Source organism: Streptomyces sp. Edi4 (assembly GCF_040253615.1).
GTDB lineage: Bacteria > Actinomycetota > Actinomycetes > Streptomycetales > Streptomycetaceae > Streptomyces.
In genome coordinates, this window is record NZ_JBEJGY010000004.1 from 3,557,025 (window position 1) to 3,582,625 (window position 25,601).

Consider the following 25,601-nt stretch of genomic DNA (forward strand, 5'->3'; position numbering starts at 1 on the left):
GGGGCGCGGTGGGACGCGGCGGGACGCCGCAGGGCGCGGCGGGTCACGGGGAAGCCCCTTGGAGCGCCGGGCGGCCACGGCCGGGCCCGGACACGCGCGAGCGGCCCAGGGAGACCCCAACTCCCCGGAGCCGCCCAGCACATGACGCGGGCTGCGAGGGCACCTGTGCTGCCTTCCCTATGGCTCAGGCGCAACTCGCCGTCGCCAACCGGTGGTTCGGGTGGCGTCGGCTAGCCGATGGGCAGGCCGCCGAGCAGTTTGCCGGGCCCGGAATGGCCATTGGTCTTGTTGAGGTCCTTGGCGGCGCCGGCCGCCGAGTGCAGCAGCGAGCCGTCCGACTTGGGGTCGAGCAGGTTGGTCTGGACGGGGGCCGCGTCGGCCAGGGGGTCGTTGGCCATGTGGGCGGTCAGCGCGTCGAGCCCGCCGTTGAGGCTCATGGGAGGCATGGGGGGCGTGGCGCCGGCGGCGAAGGCCGGAGCCGCCGCGCCCATGACCGCGAGGGAACCGGCAACCGCCGCGGCCACCTTCATCGACTTCATCATCAATCCTTCCGCGGCGAGTTCGATCGCCGAATCGGCCGTATGACACGCGCCTTGGCGGTGCCGCACGTATCCCTGATCGCTTTGCGATGCTTCGCCCTGGGTAACGACTCCCACACGGTCGGGAAACCCTTTCGGCCCGGATTGGGGCGGGATTCCCCGACAGTTCTCATTGGCGTACGTTCGTCGATTTCCGTATGGGCCCGCACAACGGAAAGCGCCGGATCCGTTTCCGGTCCGGCGCTTGTGCGGTACGGCTCAGGCGGGCGCGGCTCAGGCGGGCAGCTTGGGCGGCGCCGCGGGCTGTGCGCTCGCCGGGTGCTCGGGCAGGCCCGGGAGGTCGGGCACGGGCAGCCCCGCGCCGAGCACCGTGGCGACGACGACACCGACGAGGCCACTGACCACGGAGTTCGCCGCCGGTACGACACGGGCGGCGTCGGTGCTCGTGGCCGCCTTGACCAGGTCGTCGACGGACTTCCTGAGCGCGGACACGGCCTCGGCCCTGACGTCCGCCGGACCGGCGGCCTCCTCGGGCCCGCCCAGCGGAGCCGAGGGCCGGGTGGAGAGCACGGAAGTGGCCGGGGCCGCGGGGACGGCCGGGGCGGCCGGGGCGGCGGGCTTGGCCGGGGTCGCGGGCGTCGCGGGGACGGCGGGGACGGCCGGTGTGGCGGGCTTGGCGTGCGCGGCCGGGCTCGCGGGCACGGCCGGGGTGGACGGCACGGCCGGGGTGGACGGCACGGCCGGGGTGGAGGGCACGGCCGGGGTGGAGGGCACGATCATGGCCGGGGTGGCCGTCTTCGAGGCGTCCAGGGCTTCCGTCGCCTTGCCCGCGAGCGCCGAGACGTCGGACGCCGACTTGCCGCCCAGCACACCGGACAGCAGATCGGTGACGGGCTTGAGCACGCCCCCGAGGCCGGCCAGCGCCGTGACCTGTTGGAGCAGTGCACCGGTGCCCTGCGCCGGTTTCTGGGTGGCGGCCGATGACGGCGGCGCGGGGTCGGCGGCCGCGGCCGACCCGGCCGTGGCGATGACGATCGCGGTCGACAGGGCCACTGCGGCCAGCCGCCGCGGTGTGCGTGCGCGCATGAAAGGGTCTCTCCTTCGCTGGGACAGGCGGTCCTTTCACCGTGCGTGGGCTCATCACCCTCCGCAACCGCACGGCCGCTCTGTGCGCCCGGGCCACGCGCGACGCGCCGCGTGGAACTGGCACAACCCCGGGCGCGGGCGCGGTCGCACGCGCTGCGCCATCCGGGCAGCACAGAGCCCCGGCAACCCCTTGGCGGGGGCGGCCGGGGCCGTGGCGGTTACTACTTGTTGACGCAGGTGTTGCCGAAGGCCGGGTTCAGCAGGGCGATCACGTTGATCGTGTTGCCGCAGACGTTGACCGGAACGTGCACGGGGACCTGCGCCATGTTGCCGGACAGCACGCCGGGGGAGTTGGTGGCCGCGCCCTGCGCGCCGGCGTCGGCGGCGGCGACGCCGGCCCCGCCGGCAATGGCGGCAACGGCAGCGGTGGACAGGACCAGGGCCTTCGCGGTACGCGACATGGAGAAGCACTCCTAGTTCGGGAAGTCATGGGCCTTGGGAGCAAGGCACTGACCGGGTGGTGTCACTCGACCTACACCTCAACGCGCCCCCAGGCGCCCGGTTTTGCCCCCAACGGGTGAACCCGGGTTTCCGGTGGCGAAAAGATGGTCATGAGCCTTGTTTCGTACCGGACCCACGGATGGCGGTCCCCGCCGCGGACTTCACCCTTTCGGGTCATCTCTTCACGCGGGTGTTGCCGGGGGGCGCCGGCCCGCCAGGACGCCGCCTGAGCGGGCCCGGCCATGCCCTGTGCCGCCCTTTCCTATTCGAATAAAGATTCCGGCTAGAAAAGCGGCCACCGATACAACGAGCCGGTCGTCAATGAGATACGGCAGATCGCCCGAAGGGACACTCCGGTTCACGCATTCATGACAGGACCGGGTCGTAAATACGGTTACAGTGCTCCTCGCCCCGGGGCCGTTCGACGCGTGGGGCCCCCGGTGACTGCGCGGCAACCGCACGACCGGTAAAGCGGAATTCAAGAGCGGGACCGCTCTGCGCGTGAGTCCCACAGCACCTTTGCCAGCTTTGTCAGGCTTTTGTCCAGCTTTCATTTCGAGCGCGAGGACCGGAGTGACCGCGCATGCCCACGAGAGCCAACGCCCCCGGCGGACCCGATGGGCCGGGGCCCGCAGACCACTTGAGTGTCCTGCACCTGGTCCAGCCCGTTGAAGGGGGCGTAGCCCGAGTCGTCACGGACTTGGTACGGGACCAGCTGCGCAGCGGATTCCGGGTCACCGTGGCATGCCCCGAGGGAGGCCCGTTGAGCACCGAACTGTCGCGCCTGGGCGCCCGGGTGTGCGCCTGGCGCGCCACGCGTTCGCCCGGTCCCGCGCTGCTCGGCGAGACATGGCGGGCGGCCCGGCTCATCCGGCGGGTGCGCCCCGATGTGATCCACGCGCACAGCGCCAAGGCCGGCGTCGCCGGGCGTCTCGCCGCGCGCGGCGCCGTCCCCACCGTCTTCCAGCCGCACGCCTGGTCGTTCGAGGCGGTCGGCGGCCTCACCGCGTGGCTCTCGCGCGGCTGGGAGCGGGCGGCGGTGCGTTGGACCTCGCGCGTGGTGTGCGTCAGCGAGGGCGAGCGGGCCACCGGGGAGCGCGCCGGGGTCCTCGCGTCGTTCGCGGTCGTCCCCAACGGCGTCGACCTCGACCACTACCGCGCCCCCGAGACGGCGCGCGCCGCCACGGACGCGCCCCTGGTGGTGTGCGTGGGGCGGTTGTGCCGTCAGAAGGGACAGGACGTCCTGCTGCGGGCCTGGCGGGACGTGAACCGCGCGGTGCCCGGCGCCCATCTGGTCCTGGTCGGCGACGGCCCCGACCTGGCGGCGCTGCGCGCGGCGGCGCCCGGCTCGGTCTCCCTGGTCGGTCCGGTCACCGACACCGCCGCCTGGTACCGCGCGGCCGACCTGGTGGTGCTGCCCTCGCGCTGGGAGGGGATGGCGCTGGCCCCGCTTGAGGCGATGGCGTGCGGCACGCCGGTGGTGGTCACCGACGTCGGGGGCTCCGCCGAGAGCCTGGCGCCGGGCCACGCCCCGCTCTGTCTCGTACCGCCAGAGGATCCGGGGGCGCTGGCGCGCGCCCTGACCCGCCTGCTCACGGACGCCCCGCTGCGCGCCGGCCTCGCCCGCCAGGGGCACGAGCACGTGACCACCACCCATGACGTGCGGCGAACGGCCCGGAGCATCGCGCAGGTGTACCGCGACGTGGCCGCCCCGCTCCACTTCGAGCACAGGGAACCCATCAGCCAGTGACCGCGGAAAGCATCGTCCCGTCCGCCGGGGGGCCGTCCCACGGCACCGGGATGTCAACGGGAACCGTCTCGGTGGTCACGCCCCGCGAGGCGCCGGACCACTTCGTCCCCCCGGCCGGACGGCCGCGCACGGGCGGCACGTTCGTGTCCGTCCTGCTCGCCGTCGACTGCGCCGCCGGACTGCTCGGCATCCTCGTCCTGCCCTTCTCCGGACTGCCGCCCGGGCCCGCCGGGCTGCTCGTGGCCACCGTGCTCGCGCTCAACGCCCAGGCCGGGCTCTACCGGCCGGTGATGGCGGGCGGTGTGCTCGGCGACGTGCCCGCGCTCTGCGCGCGCGCCCTGACCGGCTGGTGCGTCCTGGCCGCCGTGCTCACCCAGCGGAGCGTCCTCGTGCGCGAGCCGGACGACGTGCCGCTCGCGGTCTCGGCGGTGGCGGCCGGGTGCGCGGTACAGATCCTGGCGAGCTGCGCCGGGCGCGGCGCCGCGCTGTGGCTGCGGCGGCGCAAGGCGGCCCGCAGGCCGCGCCCCGCCCTGGTGGTGGGCCCCGCGTCCACCGCCGTACGCGTCAGCGCCGCCCTGGTGCGCCAGGCCCGAGGCGGCATCCGTCCCGTCGGCGTCGTCGTGCCGCCGTCCGAGACGGGCGTGGAGGCCGGCCCTGTGCCGGTCCTGCGCAGCGTGGAGGAGGTCCAGCGCGCCGTCATCCAGAACGGCGTACGGGACTGCCTGCTCACGTACGCCGTCGAGGCGGGCGGGCCGACTCCCGTGGCGCCCGCGCTCCTTGAGGCCATGGGCTGCGCGCTGTGGCAGCTCGACACCCGCGCCCCCGGCCACACCGCGCCCGGAACGCAGACCGACGAAGTGGCCGCCTTCCCCTGCCGGCCGCTCACCAGCAGCCCCGCCGGCGCCGTCGGTCTCGGCCTCAAGCGCCTGCTCGACCTGGCCCTCACCGTGCCCGCCCTGATCGCGGCCGCGCCCGTCCTGCTGGTGTGCGCCCTGGTGCTGCGCCGCAGCGACGGGCCCGGAGTCCTCTTCCGCCAAGAACGCATCGGACTGCGCGGGCAGGCGTTCACGCTCCTGAAGTTCCGTACGCTGCGCCCCGACACCGTGCACGAGGCCGCCACCCGCTGGAACATCGCCGACGACCACCGGATGAGCCGGGCCGGGCAGTTCATGCGGCGCACCTCCCTGGACGAGCTGCCCCAGCTGTGGAACGTGATCCGGGGCGACATGAGCCTGGTCGGCCCCCGCCCCGAACGGCCCTTCTTCGTCGCCCAGTTCAGCAACGCACACCCCGGCTACGCGGCCCGCCACCGGATGCCGGTCGGCCTCACCGGGCTCGCCCAGGTCCAGGGGCTGCGCGGCGACACCTCCATCGAGGACCGGGCCCGCTACGACAACTACTACATCGACCACTGGTCGCTCTGGCAGGACCTGTGCATCCTGCTGCGCACCGCCGCCTGCCTCGTCCGTCCCACCGGGAGCTGAGCGTGTACGCCCTCGCGGCCGCGCCGCCGCTCTCGCCGAGGATCCCGCGCCGGGCCGTGCGCCTGCTGCCCCTGCTCGCCGTGATCGCCCTGCTCGCCACTCCCCCGCTGGGCGGCGACGGCTCGGCCACGGCCGCCGACGCCGCGTGCGGGGTCCTCGTGGTGTGGGCGCTCGTCCAGGTCGTCCGCTCCGGCGAGCGGCCACTGAGCCGGCGGGCCGCGCTCGTCATGGGGCTCCCTGTGACGGGCATCTGCGTGGCCGCGACGGGCGCCGCCGACGCCTCCACCGCCGTCGCCGGGCTCGGCCGCTACCTCCAGATCTTCGTGCTCGTCCCGCTCGCCGTGCTGCTCCTGCTGCGCGACCGCGACGACTTCCGCCTCGCGGCCCGCGCCGTGGTGGCGCTCGCCCTGTTCGAGGGCGGCCTCGGCGTCCAGCAATACCTGACGTCCACCGGCGCCTCCTACATGGGCGAGGACATCAGGGCGGTCGGCACCTTCGGCGCCTCCGACATCATGGGCATGGCCACCGTCGTCTCCTGCGGGCTGCTCTGCGCGGTCGGCCTCGCCCTCGACCCCGCCCCCGGCGCCGGCCGCGCCCACCGGGGCGCCGCGCTCGGCTGCGCCGCGCTGCTGCTCCTGCCGCTCGCCGTGTCGTTCAGCCGGGGCGCCTGGATCGCCACGGCCCTCGCGTCCTGCGCGATGCTGTTCCTCTCCGGCGCCCGGCGCGCCCTCGTCGTCCTCACGTCCCTCGCCGCCGCCACCGTCGTCCTCGTCGGCGCCAGCGGCCCGGGCAGCCAAATGCTCCAAGAACGCCTCTCCAGCATCACCCAGGTCGAGAGCGCCCCCGACCAGTCCGTCACCGACCGGTACACGATGTGGGCGGCGGCGGAACTGATGTGGCGTCATTCCCCGCTCACCGGCGTCGGGTTGAAGGGTTTTCCCGCCCATCGCGACGCGAACTCCTCGCTCGCCCTGTCCTCCGGAAGCGACACCGCGGGCGCCGGCGCCGCCTTCAAACGCCAGCCCCTGCTCTCGCCGCACAACATGTACCTCCTGGTCCTCAGCGAGCAGGGCCTCATCGGCGTCGTCACCCTGGTCGGCGGCTGGGCGGCGCTCCTGATCGCCGGGGTGCGCCGGCTGCTCCGGGCGCGCCGCGACGGCGCCCCGCTGGACTGCGCGCTCGTCGCCACCGGCCTGCTGGCCTGGCTCCTCGTGGACTTCTTCTACGGGGACATCGGCGGCCCCTCCACCGCCCTGACCGCGCTCGTCCTCGGCCTCGCCGCCTGGTGGGCGCTCGCGGCGCGAGGGGCGGCCCGGCCGTGACGGAGACCGCTCCCCCTCTGCTTCCCGCGCCCGCCGCGCCGCCCGAACCGGGCGCGTCGGGGCGGCTGCTGGCGCGGGCCGCGTTCCTGACCGCCGCCCTCACCGTCGCCGGGGCCGTCCTCGGCCTCCTGCGCGACCAGGCCTTCGCGCACGTCTTCGGCGCCGACACCGACACCGACGCCTTCCTGGTCGCCTGGACGATCCCCGAGGTCGCCGCGACCCTGCTGATCGAGGACGGGCTCGCCTTCGTCCTGGTCCCCGCCTTCAGCCTCGCCCTGGTCCGGCGCGGGCGGCCCGGGCCCGATCCGGTCCGCGCCCTGGTCGCTGCGACCCTGCCCCGGCTCACCCTCGCCCTCACGGTGGGCGCCGCCGCCCTGATCGCGGCCGCGCCCGCCGTGGTGGCGGTCCTCGCGCCGGGACTGCCCCGCGCCGACCTCGCCGTCGACTGCACCCGCGCGACCGCGACCTGCGTGTTCACCTTCGGACTCACCGGCTACGCGAGCGCCGCCCTGCGCGGCCACGGCCGCTTCCTCGCGCCCGCCTCGATCTACGTCGCGTACAACGTGGGCATCATCGCGCTGCTCCTGCTGCTCGGCGGGGTGTGGGGGGTGCGGGCCGCCGCCGCCGGGGTCGCGCTCGGCGGCGTCCTCATGGTCCTCGTACAGCTCCCGGCGCTGTGGCGCAGCTGGCGCCGCCGCGAGCGCCCGCCCGCCGTGCCCGCCGCGCGCCGCGAGCCCGGCGACAGCGCCGCGCGGGCGCTGCGGCTCGCGCTGGTCGCGCCCGTGGTGGTGTTCGCGCTCAGCCGCCAGACGCAGGTCCTCATCGAGCGCTTCCTCGCGGCGCCGCTGCCCGCCGGGGCCATCTCGCATCTGAACTACGCGCAGAAGGTGGCGCAGATGCCGATGGTGCTCTCCTTGATGCTGTGCACGGTCACCTTCCCCGTCATCGCGCGCGCCCTGGCCGCCGGCGACACCGAACGGGCCAGGCGCCGCGTGGAGAGCGACCTGGTCGTGGCCGGCACCATCGTGCTGACCGGCGCGTCCGTGGTGGTGGCCTGCGCGCCGCAGATCATCCATCTCCTCTTCCAGCGCGGCGCGTTCACCACCCACGACACCGCGGCCACCGCCGCCGTGATGCGGGTGTACGCGCTCGGTCTGCTCGGCCAGACCCTCGTCGGGGTCCTGGCGCGCTCCTACTTCTCCGAGGCGCGTCCCCTGTGGTTCCCGGCCTGCGCGATGCTGGCAGGCCTCGCCTCGACCGCCGTGGCCGGCGCGCTCGCCGTCCCCGCGTGGGGCGCGCCCGGCATCGCCGCCGCCAACGCGCTCGGCATCACCTTGACCGCGCTGCTGCTCCTGTGGGGCAGCGGGCGGCGCCGTACGGCTCTGTCCGTGCGCCGGGTGGGCGGCGGACTCGCCCGTCTCCTGGTGGCCGCGTGCGGCGCGACCGCCGCCTGCTGGTGGGGCGCGTCCGTCTCGTCCGACCCCTTGGCCGCGCTCGCTCTCGGGGCGCCGGCCGCCGTCCTCACCTTCGCCGTCGTGGCCCGTCTGCTGCGGGTCAGGGAGTTCTGTCTGCTGTTCCGTCCCGTCACACGAAAGCTCTGGCATGCCCGTTGACACGGCAGTCGGCGACCCACGGGGTCCACTGACTGGTTCGAGACCCCGCCCCGCATCGCCGCTGTGGGTGGCCATGTACCACTCGGTGTCCCACACCACGGACGATCCGTACCACATCACCGTCTCGCCGCCCCGCTTCGAGCGCCAGCTGCGCTGGCTGCGCCACCGGGGCCTGCGGGGGGTGAGCATGGCCGAACTGCTGCGGGCCCGCGCCGCCGGCGCCGCCCGGGGCCTGGTCGGCCTCACCTTCGACGACGGGTACGCCGACTTCGCCGGCGACGCCCTCGCGCTGCTGCGCCGTTACGAGTACACGGCCACGGTGTTCGTGCTCCCGGGCCTGCTCGGCGCCACCAACGAATGGGACCCGCTCGGCCCGCGCCGCCCCCTGCTCGATGAGCGCGGCATCCAGCGGGCCGCGACCTGGGGCATGGAGGTCGCCTCGCACGGCCTGCGCCACCTCGACCTGACCGACATCGACGAGGAGAGCCTGCGCCGCGAGGTCGAGCTCAGCCGCCGGCTGCTCGGGGAGCTCACCGGGCAGGAGGCGACGGGCTTCTGCTACCCCTACGGCGCGGTCGACGTACGCGCCATCGACGCGGTCCGCGCGGCCGGCTACCGGTACGCCTGCGCCATCGACCCGGGCCCGCTCACCGGCCGCTACGCGCTGCCCCGCGTCCACGTCGGCGAACGCGACACCGCCTGGCGGCTGCGCCTCAAGCGAGGGCTGCACCGCTGGCGCCGCGAGGACCCCGCCGACCTGCCGGAGGGCTCGTGAAGGTCCTGCACGTCATCACCGGCCTCGGCGTCGGCGGCGCCGAGCACCAACTGCGGTTGCTGCTACGGCACTTGCCCTACGAGGCGGACGTGGTGACGCTCACCAACCCCGGCGCCGTGGCCCGCGCCGTCGTCGCCGACGGCGGCCGGGTGCGCGACCTGGACATGGCGGGCAACCGCGACCTGGCCGCGCTGCCCCGGCTGACCCGGCTCATCGCGGGCGGCCGCTACGACGTCGTCCACACCCATCTGTACCGGGCCTGCCTGTACGGGCGCCTCGCGGCCCGGCTGGCCGGGGTGCGTACCGTCGTGGCCACCGAGCACTCCCTGGGCGAGACCCGCATGGAGGGCCGCCCGCTGGGCCCCGGCGTGCGCGGCCTCTACCTGGCGAGCGAACGGCTCGGCACGGCGACCGTCGCGGTCTCCCCCACCATCGCCCGGCGCCTGGCCCGCTGGGGCGTGCCCCGGCACCGCGTCCAGGTGGTGCCGAACGGCATCGACGCGGCGCGCTTCGCCTTCGATCCCGCCGCGCGCACGGCCGTACGCCGTGAACTGGGCCTGCCCGACGGGGTGTTCGTGATCGGCGCGGTGGGCAGGCTCGCGCCGGGCAAGCGCTTCCACGTCCTGCTCGACGCGCTCGCCGAGCTCCCGGACGCCTGGCTGGTGCTGGCGGGCGGCGGCGACCAGGAAGAGGCCCTGCGGGCCCGCGCCGACCGGCTCGGCGTGGCCGGCCGGGTGGTCTTCGCGGGCGAGTGCCCCCAGGACGACACGGGCCCAGGGGGCGCGGGCCCCGCCCTGCCCGGGCTGCTCAGCGCCGTGGACTGCCTGGCATCGCCCTCGGGCGACGAGGCGTTCGGTCTCGCGGTCCTGGAGGGGATCGCCGCGGGGCTCCCGGTGGCGTACGTGACCTGCCCGGCCGTCGACGACCTGCCGGCCGGATCCGTGCCCGGCGCCCTGCGCACCGGGCGCACGGCCGCCGCGTTCGCCGGCGCCCTGCGCGAGCTGCGCCGGGCCGGCCCCGGCCGGCTGCCCGTGCCCGACGCGGTGCGCCGCTACTGCGTCACCACGACCTCCGCCCAACTGGTGCGGGTGTACGAGGCGGCGGCGGCCCGCGTGCCGCTGCCCCGCCCCGCGTACGACACGGCGTACGACACGGCGCCCGGGCCCGCTCCCGGCGCGGCGCACCCCATGACGAACACCTCGGAGAAAGAAGAGACCCGATGAGCCAAGCCCTAGGCCCGCGCCAGCCGCACGGCACCGGCGGCCGACCGCGCGCCCGGTCGCTGCCCCGCTGGTGGCCGCTGCCGGTGTGCGCGCTGCTCGGCGTGACGGCGGGCGGCGTGTACGGCCTGGTGAAGACGCCCGAGTACAGCGCGACCAGCTATGTCGTGGTCACCCCCGCGCAGAAGGCGGACCCCTCGGTCGCGCTCGGCTTCGCGCAGGCCTACGGACGCGTCGCGACCGAGGTAGCCCTCATCGGGGACGCCCAGGTGTGGGCGGGGGTCAGCGCCGCGACCCTGCGCGACAGCGTGCAGACGGCGACCTCGCCCGACGCGCCGATGATCGCGATCACCGCCACGTCGGAGCGCGCCACAAACGCCGCGGGCATCGCCAACGCGGTGGCCCGCGCCCTGAGCGTCAACGGCACGCACAACCAGGCGCAGACCGGGGTCCGCGTGGTGCAGTTCTCGCGCGCCGCCAAGCCGCTCGCCCCCTCCTCCCCCCCGGCCTCGCTCACCGCCCTGGTGGGCGGCTGCGCGGGCGGCCTGCTCGGCGGGCTCGCGCTGCTGACCAGGCCCCGCCGTCGCGACGACACCGGGCCCGGGCTCATGGCGTCGGTACCGGGGCCGGCCGGCGCGGCCTGCGTACCGCAGGAGGTCGGATAGTGCCCGAGCTCCGCGTGGAGGTGTGCACCGGGGAGCTGCCCTTCGCCGACCTTGCGCCCAACTGGCTTAGCCTGCACCGCGGTTGCTCCTCCGCGACACCTTTCCAAAGTCACGCCTGGCTGCACTCGTGGTGGCTCTCGTACGGGACGCCGGGGCGCCTGCGGGTCCATCTGGTGTACCGGGGCGAGGAGTTGGTCGGCGCGGCGCCGCTGATGCGGGTGCTGCGCCCGCTGCCCGCCCTGGTGCCGCTCGGCGGTCCCATCTCCGACTTCACGGACGTCCTTCTGCACGACGCGTACGCCGACGAGGCCGCGGCCGCTCTCACCGAGTCCCTGACGCGCTCGGCCCGGGGCGCCCTGATCGACCTGGGCGAGGTCCGCCAGGGCGCCGGAGCCGAACGCGTCCACGCCAACTGGCCTGGCCCCAAGCGCCGGTTGACGGATTCGGGCTGTCTCGAACTGCCCGCCGCCGGCATGGACGTCCTCCTTTCCCGGCTGCCCGCCAACCGCGCCCAGCGCGCCCGCGCCAAGCTGCGGAAGATCGACGCGCTGGGCATCGAGCAGCGCGAGGTGCCGGCCGACGAGGTGCCCGGCGCCCTGCGCACCCTGCTCGCCCTGCACGGGCTCCAGTGGCAGGGGCGCGGGGTGACCCGCGAGCACACCCGCCCGCGCTTCGAGGAGCACCTGGCGCGCGCGGTGGGCGAGATGACCCGGCACGGGGACGCGGTGGTCACCGAGTTCCGCCTCGACGGCGAGGTCGTCGCATCCGATCTGACCCTGCTCTCGCCCGCGCTCGCGGGCGGCTATCTGTACGGGGCCCACCCGGATCTGCGCGGCCGCAAGGTGGACGTGGCCACCATGCTGCTGCGAGCGGGCGCCCGGCGCGTCGACGGCAGCGGCCGGAGCGCGCTCAGCATGCTGCGCGGCAACGAACCGTACAAACAGCACTGGCGGCCCGAGGCCCGGGTCAACCAGCGCTTCCTGCTCGCCCGGCGGCGCACCGTCGCGTTGTTGTGGGCCGCCGCGCTGCACGCGGGGCTGCGGCGCCGCGCGGGCGATGCGGCGCGCGCCTGGCGCAGGCGGCGGGACGAGCGGAGCCGCCCCGCCGCGGGGTCCTCAGCTCCTGCGTGAGAACCAGTCGAAGCGCAGGCACAGCTTGCCCCCGATCCAGTACTCCGCCCACGACCCGAGATCGACCGGCGCGCACTTCGCGGGCGCCTCGGGGGCCGTCGGCGCGGCCGGCTTCGCGTTCGGCGCGGTCGAGGGCAGGGGGCTGGCCGGCGCCGAGGGCGGGCTCACGGGGGCGGCGGGCTGCGGGCTGACGGGCGCCGAAGGCTGCGTGGTGGCGGGGCGGCCGTACAGGAGCGTGCGGTAGACCTCGGCGGAACGGGGGTTGTCCTCGCACTCCCACACGCCGTGCGGGCAGTAGTCGGTGATGGTGTTGTAGACGGGCTTGTGCGCGTCCATCCAGGCCAGCATGCGGCGCATGTACTCGGGGTTGTCGCCGTTGCGGAAGAGCCCCCACTCCGGATACGAGATGGGCTTGTGGTGCGCGGCGGCGAAGTCCACGTGTTCCTGGAGGCCGTAGGGCTCCTTGATCTGCCGGTCGAAGTCCTGGCCCGGCGGCTGGTCGTAGGAGTCCATGCCGATGATGTCGACGACGTCGTCGCCCGGGTAGCACTCGGTCCACGGCACCGCGTCCCGGCCCCGGCTCGGCGCGAAGTCGAAGCGGAACTTCTGGCCCGGGACCGACCGCATGGCGGCCACGGCGTTCTTCCAGTACGCCTTCCACGCCGCCGGGTCGGGGCCGCAGCGATGGGTGTACGTCGTGCCGTTCATCTCCCAGCCGAGCACGATCACCGTGTCGGGGATCTTGAGGTCGACCAGCCGCTGGGCCAGCCGCTTGAAGTGCTCGTCGAACTGCCCCTCCGCGCCCATGGCCAGCAGCCGCCGCACCCGCACGTCGGGCACCCCGGCCTCGTTGAGCGCCTGCATCGGCACGTTCAGGACGAGGGTGCGGTCGTCGCGCTCCCTGCGCCAGGAGGCCCAGGCGTCGAGGAACCCGGCCCGTCCTTCGATGTCGTTCCAGGTGTTGCCGGGCAGATACGTGTGCCCGACCCGGATGTCCACTCCGCCGAGCCACTGCTCCAGAGCCGCGATCCGGCGCACCCCGAGGATGCCGGAGTCCAGGAACGCGCCGAAGTTCTGGACGGAGGGGTGGGCAGGCGGCGGGGCGTCGCCGGTCCCGGTCCCGGTGGCGTCGGGGGTGGGCGTGGGCGCCAGAGCGAGACTGAAGAGAGCACCCGCCACCAGAACGCTCGTCGTGAAGGTGGCCGCTCGATGACGTCGTCGACGCATGCGCGCTCCCTTGGTTCGAAGGACCTCCCCGGGTTCCCGGTTGGAAAATATTCTTATTGCGCCGATAGGGAAGCTAAGCAGCCCACGCCGGAAGCCCCCCGAACGGCCGTACGCCATGTGCCGCTGCGGGAACAACCTCTGATGGGCCATCAGGGGGCGCTGTCGGCGTGCGTGCGGGAACACCGAAGGGCCCGGCTCCTGGAGAGGAGCCGAGCCCTTGGCCGTCACGTGCCGCAGTGCGGGTGTCCTGGTGGACGCCTCGGGTCAGGCCTTGGCCATCGCCCGGCCGCGCCGGTAGAGGACGCCGCCGCCGAGCACGAGCCCGGCAGCCCCGGCGGCGGCCGCCGCGAGGAGCGCGGGGTCGGCCCCGGTGTCGGCCAGATGCGCGGCGGCCACGGGCGCGACGACCCGGGCGACGGGCTGCGCGGGCACGGCGTGCCGCGCGTGGTGCGGGGTCCCGTGGTGCACGGGGGGCGCCGCGTGGACGGGGGGCGCGTGGTGCACGGGCGGGACCTGGTGAACCGGCGGAAGGTGCCGCTCCGGAGGCGCGTGGTGCACCTCGTGGCCCGGCGGGCAGTGGTGGGGCGGCAGCACATGGTGGGCGGGCGGAGCCGCCTCGTACGCCGGGGGCGCGTGGTGCGCCGGGGGCGCGTGGTGCACCGGGGGCGCGTGGTGCACCGGGGGCGCGTGGTGCACCGGGGGCGCGTGGTGCACCGGGGGCGCGTGGTGCACCGGCGGGGCCTGGTAAACGGGCGGGGCCACGTGGACCGGCGGGGCCGCGAGGACCGGCGGGGCCGCGTGGACCGGCGGGGCCGCGTGGTGCGCGGGCGGGGCCGCATGGACCGGGGGTGCGTGGTGGACCGGCGGAGCCTGGTGCGCGGGCGGGGCCGCGTGAACCGGCGGGGCCGCGCGGTGAACCGGCGGGGCCGCGCGGTGGGCCGGCGGGGCCGCCTGGTGGGACCGGTGCATGGGCGGGGTCTCGGGCCGCGTCGCGCAGTGGTTGCCGAACGCCGGGTTGAGCAGGCCCACCACGTTCACCGTGTTCCCGCACGCCTGCACGGGCACATCGACCGGCGCCGAGGCGGAGTTGCCGGACACCACACCCGGGGAACCGCTGGTCACGCTGTGCGCCTGACTGCCGGCCGCGTGGTGATGGTGGTGGCGCTCGGGGGCGTACGCCTCGGCGTACTCCCGCGCGTGGAAGTCGCCGTACGCCTCCTGCGACGGGGCACCGGGGCGCCCCGCGTCCTCGCCCGGACCGTCGTCGGCGCCCTCGCCCGCGTGGTCGGCCGCGCGCTCGGCGGGCGACGAGACCGTCTCGCAGTTGTTCCCGAAGGTCGGGTTGAGCGCTCCGACCGGGTTCACCGAATTCCCGCACGCCTGGACCGGGACATCCACGGGCGCCGAGATCGTGTTCCCCGAAAGGATACCTGGCGAGCCCACGTTCTCGGATTCGGCGCCTGCGGCCTGCGCGTAATTCGCGCTCATCGAAAGGACGCTCGTGGCTGCCACGGCAGTGAACAGGGTCTTACTGAGGACCTGGCGCAATGGACTGTCTTCCGTCGCGGAGAAAAGTGGGGGAAACCGACTTTGGGGCGTGCCATGGGCACGCCCCAAAATCAGAGTGGAGAGTCCTGGCGCTACATCACTTGTTGATGCAGGTGTTGCCGAACGCGGGGTTCAGCAGCCCGATGACGTCAATGGTGTTGCCGCAGACGTTGATCGGGACGTGGACCGGGACCTGGAGCAGGTTGCCCGACAGCACGCCCGGGCTGCCGACAGCGGCACCCTCGGCACCGGCGTCGGCGAACGCCGGGGCGGCACCGCCCGCGGCGATGACAAGGCCGGTCAGAACCGTCGCGGTCTTCATGTACTTCACGTGGTTTTCCTTCCCTCAGTCAAAAAGTCGCGCAACCAGTCGTTGCTCACGGCGCGTTGCCAGAGCTTTCGCCCAAGGAGCCGCTGACGACTTGGTAACGATTGATTCCGGCAAAGGAAACCGAAACGGAACATCACTGCCGCTTTCCTCACCCAAATGGCAGGAGCACCAGCTGTTCGCGCCACGCCCCCTCGGCCGTCGTGCGATGCGCGCCGAAGAACCGGGCCGCCGCAGCCCCAACGTGAGGACCGCGGCGGCCCGAGCGGCGGCAGGGACTCAGCTGCCGGAGGCGCCGTTGCCGGAGAGGACCGGGATGTCGTCCAGGATGTGCGACAGGGCCTCGTCGCGCTTGGCCTGGGTGGAGTTCTCGGTGCACTGCTGGGTCTGCGGCGAGGACAGGATCGGGATGTCCTGGACGCCGACGTTGACCAGGGCGACGATGTTCTGGATGTCGGCCTTGAGCGGGAGGCCGATGCACGGCTTGTTCAGGGAGCCCTGGACCAGCGACAGCTGCGGGCTCATGTCGCCTTCGGTCTTCGAGTTGCCGAAGGCCTGCTTCGCGCCGTTGCCGCTGAGCGAGGTCGTGCCGGTGTCGTTGCCGATGGCCATGGCCTGGGGGGCCAGCATGGCGGTGGCGCCCACAATCGAAACGGCGGCGGCGGACGCGGCCATAACCTTCTTGAGCATGGTCTTCCCTTTTCTTGGTGGAGAGCACGTGCAGTACCGCGCCCATATCCACTGCGCCGTACTACTGCCTGGTCAACTTCACCGAACTGGTTTGGTTCCGCCACATCACCCGAACGGTTCTCAGGCGGGACGGAGAATGCCGAACACCACGCCGCGCACGCCGTCATAGGATCTCCATACAATCCCAACCCGCACGGGCGCAGGGACGTGGTCGGCCCTATTTTCGTACGGCCGAAAGAGTGAAGGGAAGAAACCGATCCGCCGTGCGGGCCGTTGGTCAGGAGGCTCCGTCTGGGGCATCCACCAGAAAGGGACCAGCGTGATCAAGAAGGCTATGGCGGCAGCGGCCGTCGGCGTGTCCGTGGTCGGCGCGTCCGCGGCGATGGCGCCGCAGGCGATGGCGATCGGCAACGACAGCGGGACCACGTCGGTCAGCGGCAACAACGCGTTGCAGTCGTACGGGAACTCCGCCACGTACGGCAACATGAGCCCGCAGATCGCACTGATCCAGGGTTCGTTCAACAAGCCCTGCATCGCCTTGCCCGCCAAGGCCAACGTGCAGAACATCCTTGCCCTGGTGAACGTCGGAATCCAGGACATCCCGATCCTGTCCTCGCCGCAGACGCAGCAGTGCACCGAGAACTCGACCCAGGCCAAGGGCGACGAGGCGCTGTCGCACATCCTGAGCAACATCCCGGTCCTCTCGGGGAACGGCGCCGCGCACAGCTGAGTTCAGGGATTTCAGGACGGCCGGGCCGCTGTCAATCCCTTCGGGGGTCCGACGCCCTGATGTCCTCGGCCGGATCGCCGGCGCACTCCGACGATCCGGCTTTTCCACGCCCGCCACCCGCCGAGGTGACGTCGCGGCTTTTCAGTCCGGCCAGTGAAAACCGTTGACCAGCGCATTCCATTCCCAGTCGGGCCGGCCAGGCACCGTACGCTTTTCCGCGGCCCAGGAACGCACCAGGTCCGCGTAGACGGGTTCGGCCGCCGCCTGGCTCTCGAATCGTCGCCGAGTGATCGGGACGAATGCCTCCCGGCGCCAGGCGCCCTGCGTCTCGGTCATGTTTCCTCACCATCGGTCCGCGGTCACTGCCTCATTAACAAGGCATTACCACGGCCGGGCGGAGTCGATTCCGCAATGCTCTGTCCGGGGGACAGGGCGCAACCAAAAGAATTTCCTACCGTTCTCTTCACAGATCCCCATCAGTGGAATCAGACCAACAGGAGTAGACATGCAGAAGTTGTGGTCGGCCGCAGCCGTCGCCGCCGCCGTTTCCGGTGTCGCGATGATGGCCGCGCCGCAGGCGATGGCCATCGGCAACGACAGCGGCACGACGTCGCTCAGCGGCAACGGCGCCGAGCAGGCCTTCGGCAACTCGAAGACCGACGGCGACATGAGCCCCCAGATGACCCTGGTCCAGGGCTCCCTGAACAAGCTGTGTGTCGGCCTCCCGGCCAAGGCAGACATCCAGAACATCGTCGCCCTGGTCAACGTCGGCGTCCAGGACATCCCCGTCCTGTCCTCGCCGCAGACCCAGCAGTGCACCGAGAACTCCACCCAGGCCAAGCGCGACGAGGCCCTGTCGCACATCCTGGACGACATCCCGGTCCTCTCGGGCAACGGCGCCTCCGGCAGCTGAGCAGTCCCCTCGACGGCCGGTCCCGGGTCACCCGGGGCCGGCCGTTTCGCGCGTCCGGCCGTTTCGCGTGGCCGTCGTTTCGCGTGGCCGGCCCCGAGCGGCAGGCTCAGCGCAGCGCCTCGTCCAGGAGCACCGCCCACTGCGCCACGACCCGCTCCCGGCGCGCCGCGTCGTCGGTGAGCACATTGGCCAGGCCAAGACCCCGCGCCATGTCGAGGAGGCCCTGCACCGTCTCGCGCACGCCCGGCGCGGACTCGTCGGCGCCGAGCAGCTCCACCGCGATCCGGTGCGATTCGCGGCCCACCCGCGCCTCCAGCTCGGTCACCCGCGCGTGCAGCTGGGGCTCGTTGGACGCGGCGACCCACAGATGGAGCGCGGCTCGGAACAGCGGGCCCGTGTAGAGCCCGACGAGGGCCCCGACCACCTCGCGGCGGTCACTGCGATCCAGGGCCCGCAGCGCGTGGGAGCGCCGCTCGGCGACGTACTCGACCGCCGCCGTGAACAGGTCCTCGCGGGTGGGGAAATGGTGCTGGGCCGCGCCCCGCGAGACCCCGGCGCGCTCGGCGACCACCGACACCGTGGAGCCCGCCCAGCCGTGCTCGGCCAGACACGCGACGGCCGCCTCCAGGAGGCGCTGCCGGGTGGCCCGGCTGCGGTCCTGTTTCGGGGTCTTCGGCGGCGGCTTGGGGGTGGCCGGCGGGGGCGCGGGCGTATTCGGTGGGGGCTCTGGGGTGGCCGGCGGGGGCGCGGGCGTATTCGGTGGGGTCACAACACCCATGCGGGGTCCCGTCGTTCGAGGAAGGCCGTCACTCCCTCCCGCGCCTCGGCGGAGGCGAAGAGGGACGCCGAGCGGGCGGTCAGCTCCGTCGACCAGCGGTCGAAGGTCTCCGACACGGTAGCCGTGACCAGAGCTTTCGACGCCGCCAGGCCCTCGGGCGAGGATCTGCGCAGCCCGTCGAGGACCGGGGCGAGCGCCGCGTCGACGTCGTCGGCGGCCACCGTGACAAGACCGGTGCGGGCCGCCTCCGCGGCGTCGAACCGCTCCCCCGTCAGGTAGTAGCGGCTCGCGGCGCGCGGGTCCATGCGCACCAGGACCGGCATGGAGATCACGGCGGGCGCGAGACCGAGGCGTGCCTCGGTGAACGCGAACGTGGACGCCGGCCCCGCGACCGCGATGTCGCAGGCCGCGAGCAGCCCGAGGCCGCCCGCACGGACATGTCCCGTCACCCGCGCCACGACCGGTTTGCGCAGGTCGACCACGGCCCGCATCAGGGCGACGAAGGCCTCGGGGTCGGGCGGCGCCTTCAGGTCGGCGCCCGCGCAGAACGTGCCACCGGTGTGGGTGAGCAGCACGGCCCGTACGCCCGGATCTTCCGCGCACCGCGCGAGCGCCGCGCCCAGCTCGGCCACGAGGTCCGCCGACAGGGCGTTGCGGTTGGCGGGCGAGTCGAGGACGAGCGTGGTGACGCCCCGCTCGTGGGTGTCCTTGACGAGTGTCACGCCTGGCTCTCCTTCTGGTCGCGTACGCGCAGTTCGCGTCTGAGGATCTTGCCCGACGCGGCCCGTGGCACCTGCTCGACGAACCCCACCCGGCGGACCTTCTTGTACGGGGCGACGCGCTCGGCGACGTACGCCATCACCTCGTCCGCGTCGAGCTCCCCCGCCCCGGGCGCGCGCACCACGAACGCCTTCGGTACCTCGTTGCCGTCCGTGTCGGTGACCCCGATGACCGCGGCGTCCTCGATGGCCGGGTGCGTGAGCAGCAGCGCTTCCAGTTCGGCCGGGGCGACCTGGAAGCCCTTGTACTTGATGAGCTCCTTGACCCGGTCGACGACGTACAGCCAGCCGTCCTCGTCGACGCGCCCGACGTCGCCGGTGTGCACCCAGCCGTCCGCGTCGATGAGCTCGGCGGTCGCATCGGGCCGGCCCAGATAGCCCTTCATGACCTGCGGCCCCCGGATCGCGATCTCGCCCGCCTCGCCGGGCTCCGCGTCGCGGGCCGGGTCGTCCAGGCGCAGGATCCGCAGCTCGGTGGAGGGAAGCAGTTTGCCGACCGCGCCGGGCGGAGGGTGCGGGGCGGACAGGGGCACGACGTGGGTGGCCGGTGACAGCTCGGTCATGCCGTACGCCTGGCGCACCGGCGGCAGCCCGAGCCGGTCCGAACAGGCCTGCGCCAGGACGGGGTCGAGCGGAGCGGCCGCGCTCAGGACGTACTCGACCGAGGACAGGTCGTAGCGCGCGACGGCGGGGTGCTTGGCCAGGGCGAGCACGATGGGCGGGGCGACGTACAGGCCGGTGACGCGGTGCTTCTCGATGGCCCGCAGGAACAGGTCGAGATCGAAGCGGGGCAGCACCACGACGGTGGCGCCGGCCCGCAGCGGGGCGTTCATGAGGGCGGTCATCCCGTAAATGTGAAAAAACGGGAGTACCGCGAGGATGCGGTCGCCGGGTGCCATCGGGACCAGCGGGTGGAGCTGCGCCAGATTGGTGGCGATGCCGCGGTGGGTGAGCATGACGCCCTTGGGGACGCCGGTCGTGCCGGAGGAGTAGGGCAGGACGGCGATGTCCTCGGCGGGGTCGATCGGGACGCGGGGGGCTATCGGGACGCGGGGGCCGGCGGTGGCGCCCGCGCCTGTGGGGGTGCCGGTGTCCGTGGGGGTGCCGGTGTCCGTGGGGGTGCCGGTGTCCGTGGGGGTGTCCACGTCCGTGGGGGTGTCCGCATCCGTGGGGGTGTCCGCATCCGTGCGGGTGCCCGCATCCGTGTGGGTGTCCGTGGATAGCAGGTCGTGGACGACCGAGCGGTGCCCCGGCGCCCGGTCGCAGACGAAGATCTCCCGGATGCCGCCCGCGAGCTCGGCGGCCCGCCGGGCGGTCGCGAGGAGCGGGGCGACGGTGACGACCCAGCGCGCGCGGGAGTCGGTGAGCTGCCGGGCGAACTCCTCGGCCGTGCACAGCGGGTGGGCCGTGGTGACGGCGGCCCCGGCGCGGCTCGCGCCGTAGAGCACCACGGGGTACAGGATCGAGTTGGGGCTGTGCAGGGCGAGCACATCGCCCTTGCGCACCCCGGCGGCGGCGAGCGCGGACGCCAACCTCCGGTGCCGGGCGTCGAGTTGGCCGTAGGTGATCGTCGCGGTGCCGGTCGGATCGGTGCCGTCGATGAGCGCGACGGCGTCGGGGTGGGTGGCGGTGGAGCGGGCGAGGACCGCCTCGTGGATGGGCAGGTCGAGGACGGGCACGTCGGTGTACTCACTGCGGTGGACACGGGGCGCTCGGGGCGCGGGAACGTCAGGGGAGTCCATGCAGGGGTCTCCTAGTACGACGGACAGGACTTGTCGAGGGCGCGAGGGCGCGGGCGCGGGAGCCCCGCGCACGGCCGGCGCGCACGGGGCGACGGCTCGGGCCCCGGCCTAGTACGACTTCGGAAGCCCCAGGGTCTGGTGCGAGACGTAGTTGAGGATCATCTCGCGGCTGACCGGCGCGATCCTGGCCACCCGGGCGGCCGTGATGAGCGCGGCCAGACCGTACTCGCGGGTCAGGCCGTTGCCGCCCAGGGTGTGGACGGCCTGGTCGACCGCTTTCACGCACGCCTCGGCCGCCGCGTACTTGGCCATGTTGGCGGCCTCGCCCGCCCCGGCGTCGTCGCCGGCGTCGTACAGCGCGGCCGCCTTCTGCATCATCAGACGGGCCAGTTCGAGCTCGATGTGGGCCTGGGCGAGGGGGTGGGCGATGGCCTGGTGACCGCCGATGGGCTGCTTCCACACCTGACGGGTGGTGGCGTACTCGACGGCTCTGGCGAGCGCGTAGCGGCCCATGCCGATCGCGAACGCCGCCGTCATGATCCGCTCGGGGTTGAGCCCGGCGAAGAGCTGGAGCAGACCCGCGTCCTCGTCCCCGACCAGGGACGCGGCGGGCAGCCGGACCTCGTCGAGGACCAGCTCGAACTGCTTCTCGGCCGCGTGGAGTTCCATGTCGATCAGCGAGCGCCCAAAGCCCGGGGTGTCACGCGGAACGATGAACAGGCAGGGCTTGAGGCGGCCCGTACGGGCGTCCTCGGTGCGGCCGACGATGAGGGTGGCGTCCGCGATGTCCACGCCGGAGACGAAGACCTTGCGGCCGTTCAGGATCCAGTCGTCGCCGTCGCGCCGCGCGGTGGTGGTGATGCGGTGCGAGTTGGAGCCCGCGTCGGGCTCCGTGATGCCGAACGCCATCGTGAGGGTGCCGTCGGCGAGCCCCGGCAGCCAGGTGCGTTTCTGCTCCTCGGTGCCGAAGCGGGCGATGACCGTGCCGCAGATGGCGGGCGAGACCACCATCATCAGGAGCGGACAGCCCGCCGCGCCCAACTCCTCGAGGACGATGGACAGTTCGGCCATGCCGCGGCCTCCGCCGCCGTGTTCGGCGGGCAGGTTGACGCCGAGGTAGCCGAGCTTGGCGGCCTCCGCCCACAGCGCCGGACGGTCGAAGGCGCGTCCGTGACGCGCGCCGAGCGCGGCGACGGCGGCCCGCAGGTCCTGGTTCTCCTGGCTTTCGATGACACCGCTCATGCTTCTTCGGCCTCCGATGTGACGACGGCGAGCAGGGCACCGACCTCGACCTGGCGGCCGGGGACGGCGTGGAGCGCGGTGAGCGTGCCGGAGGCCGGAGCGGTGACGCGGTGCTCCATCTTCATGGCCTCGAGCCACAGCAGCGGCTGCCCCGCGACGACGCGGCAGCCCTCCTCGACCCCGTCCGCCACCCGCACGACGACCCCCGGCATGGGAGCCAGCAGCGAACCGGGCGCGACCAGATCGCCGGGGTCGGTGAAACGGGGGCGGACGGCGAGGACGTGACACCCGGGCGCGGAGTCGACGTACACGGTGTCGCCATGACGGCGCACCGCGAACTCCCGTACCACGCCCTCGATTTCGAGCCGTACGCGGTCGGGCGCGGCGGCCACGAGGCGCACGCCGGGGTGGCCCTCGGCTTCGAGGCCGCGGCGGGTGAGCCGGTAGCGGACCTCGTGGTCGCCGTACCGCTTGATCTGGGGCTGCGAGGGCACGTTGCGCCAGCCGCCGCCCAGGCGTCCGGCCCGCGCGCTGGCGTCCGCGAGGGCGGCGGCGAGCGCGGCGTGGTGGGCGCCCGGCAGGGGCGCGGTGAGCTCGGCGAGGTTGCGATCGTAGAAGGCGGTGTCCAGGCGCCCCTGGGCCGGGCCCTCGGTGAAGTCGGGGTGGCGCAGGGAGCGTACGAGCAGGTCGCGGTTGGTGGCAGGGCCGTGGACGCGGGCACGTTCCAGGGCGTGGGCGAGCCTGCGGGCGGCTTCGGCGCGGGTCGGCGCGTGGGCGACGGCCTTGGCAAGCAGGGAGTCGTAGTGAACGCCCACGGTGTCGCCGTCTGCGTACCCCCGGTCCAGGCGCACCCCGTCGACGGCCAGACGGTGCACGGTGCCGGTGCCGGGCGCCCAGCCGTCGGCCGGGTCCTCGGCGTACAGGCGGGCCTCGATGGCGTGGCCGCGCGGCGCGGGCGGGGCCGGCGCGAGGGCGTCGCCCTCGGCGATCCGCAGCTGGAGGGCGACAAGGTCGATGCCGAACACGGCCTCGGTGACGGGGTGTTCGACCTGGAGGCGGGTGTTCATCTCCAGGAAGTGGACGGTGCCGCCGGCGACCAGGAACTCCACGGTGCCCGCGCCCCGGTAGTCGGTGGCCTTCGCGGCCCGCACGGCGAGGGCGTACAGCTCGGCCTCCGTCTCGGGGTCGAGCGCGGGCGCGGGGGCCTCCTCGATGACCTTCTGGTGGCGGCGCTGGAGGGAACAGTCGCGCGTGCCGAGCACCCAGACCGTGCCGTGGGCGTCGGCGAGTATCTGCACCTCGACGTGGCGCCCGCCCTCGATGTAGGGCTCGACGAACACGTCCCCGTCCCCGAACGCCCCGAACGCCTCGGCGCGGGCGGCCGCCAACTCGCCCTCCAGCACGTCCAGTTGGCGCACCACACGCATGCCGCGCCCGCCGCCGCCCGCCGACGCCTTGACGAGGATCGGCAGATCGCTCCGCGTGACGTCGGCGAGCTCCAGGGGCGCGAGGCCCATGAGTTCCTTGGCGCGGGTCTTGGAGGCCATCGCCTCGATCGCCTCGGGGGGCGGCCCGATCCAGGTGAGCCCGGCGGTGGCGACCGCCCGGGCGAAATCCGCGTTCTCGGACAGGAACCCGTACCCCGGGTGCACGGCGTCGGCGCCCGCCGCCAGCGCCGCCGCGACGACGCGGCCGGCCCGCAGATACGTCTCGCCCGGCGTGGACCCGGGCAGCCGTACGGCGACGTCGGCCTCCCGCACGTGCAGGGCACCCGCGTCGGCGTCGGAGAAGACCGCGACCGTGGCGATGCCCAGCTCACGGCAGGTGCGAAAGACCCGGCAGGCTATCTCGCCCCGGTTGGCGACGAGTACGGACTTGATCATGGCCTTCGGTTCGGTCATGGCCCTCACATCCGGAAGATGCCGAAGCCGCCACGGGCGCCTTCGACGGGGGCGGTGTGGATCGCGGACAGGCACAGGCCGAGCACGGTCCGGGTGTCACGGGGGTCGATGACGCCGTCGTCGTAGAGCCTGCCGGACAGGAACATCGGCAGCGACTCGGTCTCGATCTGCTGCTCCACCATCGCGCGCAGCGCGGCGTCCGCGTCGTCGTCGTACGGCTGCCCCTTGGCCCCCGCGGAGGCGCGCGCCACGAGGGAGAGGACGCCGGCGAGCTGCTGGGGCCCCATCACGGCGGACTTGGCACTGGGCCAGGCGAACAGGAACCGGGGGTCGTAGGCGCGCCCGCACATCCCGTAGTGCCCGGCCCCGTAGGAGGCGCCGATGAGGACGGACAGATGCGGCACCCGGGAGTTGGACACCGCGTTGATCATCATCGCGCCGTGCTTGATGATGCCGCCCTGCTCGTACTCCTTGCCGACCATGTAGCCGGTGGTGTTGTGCAGGAAGAGCAGCGGAATGTCCCGCTGATTGGCGAGCTGGATGAACTGGGCCGCCTTCTGCGACTCGGCCGAGAAGAGCACGCCCTGGGCGTTGGCGAGGATGCCGACGGGATAGCCGTGCAGCGCGGCCCAGCCGGTGACCAGGCTCGTCCCGTACAGCGGCTTGAACTCGTCGAAGTCGGAGGCGTCCACGATCCGGGCGATGACCTCGCGCGGGTCGAACGGGGTCTTCAGGTCCTCGGGAACGATGCCGAGCAGTTCCTCCTCGTCGTACTTCGGCGCCTCGGCGATCCCCGCCGGATCGGGGTGCGCCTTGCGGTGGTTGAGGCGGGCGACGATGCGGCGGGCCTGGCGGATCGCGTCCTGCTCGTCCACGGCGAAGTGGTCGGCGAGCCCGGAGGTACGGGCGTGCATCTCGGCGCCGCCCAGCGACTCGTCGTCGCTCTCCTCGCCGGTGGCCATCTTGACGAGCGGCGGCCCCCCGAGGAACACCTTGGACCGTTCCTTGATCATCACGGTGTGGTCGGACATGCCGGGGATGTACGCGCCGCCGGCCGTGGAGTTGCCGAAGACGACAGCGACGGTGGGGATGCCGGCGGCGGAGAGCCGCGTGATGTCCCGGAAGATCGCGCCGCCCGGGATGAAGATCTCCTTCTGCGAGGGCAGGTCGGCGCCGCCGGACTCCACGAGGCTGACGCAGGGGAGGCGGTTGGTGTACGCGATCTCGTTCGCGCGCAGGGCCTTCTTCAGCGTCCAGGGGTTGGACGCGCCGCCGCGGACGGTGGGGTCGTTGGCGGTGATCAGGCACTCCACGCCCTCGACGGTGCCGATGCCGGTCACCATCGAGGCGCCGACGGGGTAGTCGCTCCCCCAGGCGGCGAGCGGCGACAGTTCCAGGAACGGGGTGTCCTCGTCGATCAGCAGCTCGACGCGCTCCCTGGGCAGGAGCTTGCCGCGCCGCCGGTGGCGCTCGGTGTACTTCTCACCCCCGCCGGCGATGGCACGGGCATGCTCGGCCGCCAGCTCGTCGAGCTTTCCCCGCATGGCCTCTGCGGCCCGGCGGAACGCGGGGGCGGTGGGGTCGAGAGCGGAGGGAAGAGTGGACATGGGACGCGCTCCTTGGGAGGGATGGGTGAAT

General features: G+C 73.5%; 24 protein-coding genes. 10 read left to right on the forward strand and 14 right to left on the reverse strand.

The window, feature by feature from the left end:
- Window positions 1-230: 230 nt before the first annotated feature.
- From ABR738_RS18190 to ABR738_RS18200, 3 genes are all read right to left on the reverse strand, one after another.
- On the reverse strand, window positions 231-539 hold the full coding sequence (locus ABR738_RS18190; RefSeq protein WP_350231035.1) for a hypothetical protein: 309 nt from the start codon (window positions 537-539) through the stop codon (window positions 231-233).
- A 273-nt stretch (window positions 540-812) separates the two neighbouring features.
- The gene (locus tag ABR738_RS18195) at window positions 813-1,625 is read right to left on the reverse strand and encodes a hypothetical protein (protein ID WP_350231036.1); all 813 of its coding nucleotides are present in this window, start codon (window positions 1,623-1,625) and stop codon (window positions 813-815) included.
- A 221-nt stretch (window positions 1,626-1,846) separates the two neighbouring features.
- Window positions 1,847-2,086, reverse strand: coding sequence for a chaplin (locus ABR738_RS18200; RefSeq protein ID WP_350231037.1), 240 nt, complete (start codon window positions 2,084-2,086; stop codon window positions 1,847-1,849).
- A gap of 623 nt (window positions 2,087-2,709) precedes the next feature.
- Between ABR738_RS18200 and ABR738_RS18205 the strand changes: the two genes are divergently transcribed.
- From ABR738_RS18205 to ABR738_RS18240, 8 genes are read left to right on the forward strand one after another with little or no spacing between them, the layout of a single operon-like run.
- On the forward strand, window positions 2,710-3,876 hold the full coding sequence (locus ABR738_RS18205; RefSeq protein WP_350231038.1) for a glycosyltransferase: 1,167 nt from the start codon (window positions 2,710-2,712) through the stop codon (window positions 3,874-3,876).
- A 50-nt stretch (window positions 3,877-3,926) separates the two neighbouring features.
- Entirely contained in the window at window positions 3,927-5,360 is a 1,434-nt protein-coding gene (locus tag ABR738_RS18210; protein WP_350231039.1) for a sugar transferase, read from the forward strand.
- A 2-nt stretch (window positions 5,361-5,362) separates the two neighbouring features.
- A complete protein-coding gene (locus ABR738_RS18215) occupies window positions 5,363-6,682 on the forward strand; it encodes an O-antigen ligase family protein (protein WP_350231040.1) in 1,320 nt (439 codons plus the stop codon).
- A complete protein-coding gene (murJ, locus tag ABR738_RS18220; RefSeq protein ID WP_350231041.1) occupies window positions 6,679-8,295 on the forward strand; it encodes a murein biosynthesis integral membrane protein MurJ in 1,617 nt (538 codons plus the stop codon). Before ABR738_RS18215 ends, murJ begins: the two co-directional genes overlap by 4 nt.
- Window positions 8,285-9,070 carry a polysaccharide deacetylase family protein gene (locus ABR738_RS18225; protein WP_502964106.1) on the forward strand — a complete coding sequence of 262 codons (786 nt, stop codon included), beginning with the start codon at window positions 8,285-8,287 and terminating at the stop codon, window positions 9,068-9,070. Before murJ ends, ABR738_RS18225 begins: the two co-directional genes overlap by 11 nt.
- Window positions 9,067-10,293, forward strand: coding sequence for a glycosyltransferase (locus ABR738_RS18230; protein ID WP_350231042.1), 1,227 nt, complete (start codon window positions 9,067-9,069; stop codon window positions 10,291-10,293). The genes ABR738_RS18225 and ABR738_RS18230 overlap by 4 nt, the downstream gene beginning before the upstream one ends.
- On the forward strand, window positions 10,290-10,955 hold the full coding sequence (locus ABR738_RS18235) for a YveK family protein (RefSeq protein WP_350231043.1): 666 nt from the start codon (window positions 10,290-10,292) through the stop codon (window positions 10,953-10,955). Before ABR738_RS18230 ends, ABR738_RS18235 begins: the two co-directional genes overlap by 4 nt.
- Window positions 10,952-12,085, forward strand: a complete 1,134-nt coding sequence (locus ABR738_RS18240; protein WP_502964225.1) for a GNAT family N-acetyltransferase — start codon at window positions 10,952-10,954, stop codon at window positions 12,083-12,085. Before ABR738_RS18235 ends, ABR738_RS18240 begins: the two co-directional genes overlap by 4 nt.
- Here the strand turns inward: ABR738_RS18240 and ABR738_RS18245 are convergent.
- The 4 genes from ABR738_RS18245 to ABR738_RS18260 all read right to left on the reverse strand — a co-directional run bounded on the left by ABR738_RS18245 (window position 12,071) and on the right by ABR738_RS18260 (window position 15,878).
- A complete protein-coding gene (locus ABR738_RS18245; RefSeq protein ID WP_350231045.1) occupies window positions 12,071-13,312 on the reverse strand; it encodes a glycoside hydrolase family 26 protein in 1,242 nt (413 codons plus the stop codon). The two genes, ABR738_RS18240 and ABR738_RS18245, sit on opposite strands and share 15 nt — an antisense overlap.
- Before the next feature lie 264 nt (window positions 13,313-13,576).
- On the reverse strand, window positions 13,577-14,800 hold the full coding sequence (locus ABR738_RS18250; RefSeq protein WP_350231046.1) for a chaplin: 1,224 nt from the start codon (window positions 14,798-14,800) through the stop codon (window positions 13,577-13,579).
- 157 nt (window positions 14,801-14,957) lie between these two features.
- Window positions 14,958-15,182, reverse strand: a complete 225-nt coding sequence (locus ABR738_RS18255) for a chaplin (protein WP_350234639.1) — start codon at window positions 15,180-15,182, stop codon at window positions 14,958-14,960.
- A gap of 285 nt (window positions 15,183-15,467) precedes the next feature.
- Entirely contained in the window at window positions 15,468-15,878 is a 411-nt protein-coding gene (locus ABR738_RS18260) for a rodlin (protein ID WP_350231047.1), read from the reverse strand.
- Window positions 15,879-16,197: 319 nt separating this feature from the next.
- On the opposite strand from ABR738_RS18260, the gene ABR738_RS18265 reads away from it, so the two are divergent.
- Window positions 16,198-16,608 carry a rodlin gene (locus tag ABR738_RS18265; protein ID WP_350231048.1) on the forward strand — a complete coding sequence of 137 codons (411 nt, stop codon included), beginning with the start codon at window positions 16,198-16,200 and terminating at the stop codon, window positions 16,606-16,608.
- A gap of 141 nt (window positions 16,609-16,749) precedes the next feature.
- Here the strand turns inward: ABR738_RS18265 and ABR738_RS18270 are convergent, their stop codons facing one another.
- Window positions 16,750-16,944, reverse strand: coding sequence for a hypothetical protein (locus ABR738_RS18270; RefSeq protein ID WP_350231049.1), 195 nt, complete (start codon window positions 16,942-16,944; stop codon window positions 16,750-16,752).
- Window positions 16,945-17,113: 169 nt separating this feature from the next.
- Between ABR738_RS18270 and ABR738_RS18275 the strand changes: the two genes are divergently transcribed.
- Complete coding sequence (locus ABR738_RS18275; protein ID WP_350231050.1) at window positions 17,114-17,521, forward strand: rodlin; 408 nt, start codon at window positions 17,114-17,116, stop codon at window positions 17,519-17,521.
- 106 nt (window positions 17,522-17,627) lie between these two features.
- Here ABR738_RS18275 and ABR738_RS18280 read toward each other — a convergent pair whose 3' ends face one another.
- The 6 genes from ABR738_RS18280 to ABR738_RS18305 all read right to left on the reverse strand — a co-directional run bounded on the left by ABR738_RS18280 (window position 17,628) and on the right by ABR738_RS18305 (window position 25,570).
- Window positions 17,628-18,299 (reverse strand): TetR/AcrR family transcriptional regulator, encoded by a 672-nt coding sequence (locus ABR738_RS18280; RefSeq protein WP_350231051.1) that lies wholly within the window; start codon window positions 18,297-18,299, stop codon window positions 17,628-17,630.
- Window positions 18,287-19,021: an enoyl-CoA hydratase family protein gene (locus tag ABR738_RS18285; RefSeq protein ID WP_350231052.1), complete on the reverse strand. Its 735-nt coding sequence runs from the start codon at window positions 19,019-19,021 to the stop codon at window positions 18,287-18,289. Before ABR738_RS18285 ends, ABR738_RS18280 begins: the two co-directional genes overlap by 13 nt.
- Complete coding sequence (locus ABR738_RS18290; RefSeq protein WP_350231053.1) at window positions 19,018-20,820, reverse strand: AMP-binding protein; 1,803 nt, start codon at window positions 20,818-20,820, stop codon at window positions 19,018-19,020. The genes ABR738_RS18285 and ABR738_RS18290 overlap by 4 nt, the downstream gene beginning before the upstream one ends.
- A 108-nt stretch (window positions 20,821-20,928) precedes the next feature.
- Window positions 20,929-22,062, reverse strand: coding sequence for an acyl-CoA dehydrogenase family protein (locus ABR738_RS18295; RefSeq protein ID WP_350231054.1), 1,134 nt, complete (start codon window positions 22,060-22,062; stop codon window positions 20,929-20,931).
- Complete coding sequence (locus ABR738_RS18300; RefSeq protein ID WP_350234640.1) at window positions 22,059-23,945, reverse strand: acetyl/propionyl/methylcrotonyl-CoA carboxylase subunit alpha; 1,887 nt, start codon at window positions 23,943-23,945, stop codon at window positions 22,059-22,061. The genes ABR738_RS18295 and ABR738_RS18300 overlap by 4 nt, the downstream gene beginning before the upstream one ends.
- A 23-nt stretch (window positions 23,946-23,968) precedes the next feature.
- Window positions 23,969-25,570 (reverse strand): acyl-CoA carboxylase subunit beta, encoded by a 1,602-nt coding sequence (locus ABR738_RS18305; RefSeq protein ID WP_350231055.1) that lies wholly within the window; start codon window positions 25,568-25,570, stop codon window positions 23,969-23,971.
- Window positions 25,571-25,601 lie beyond the last annotated feature (31 nt).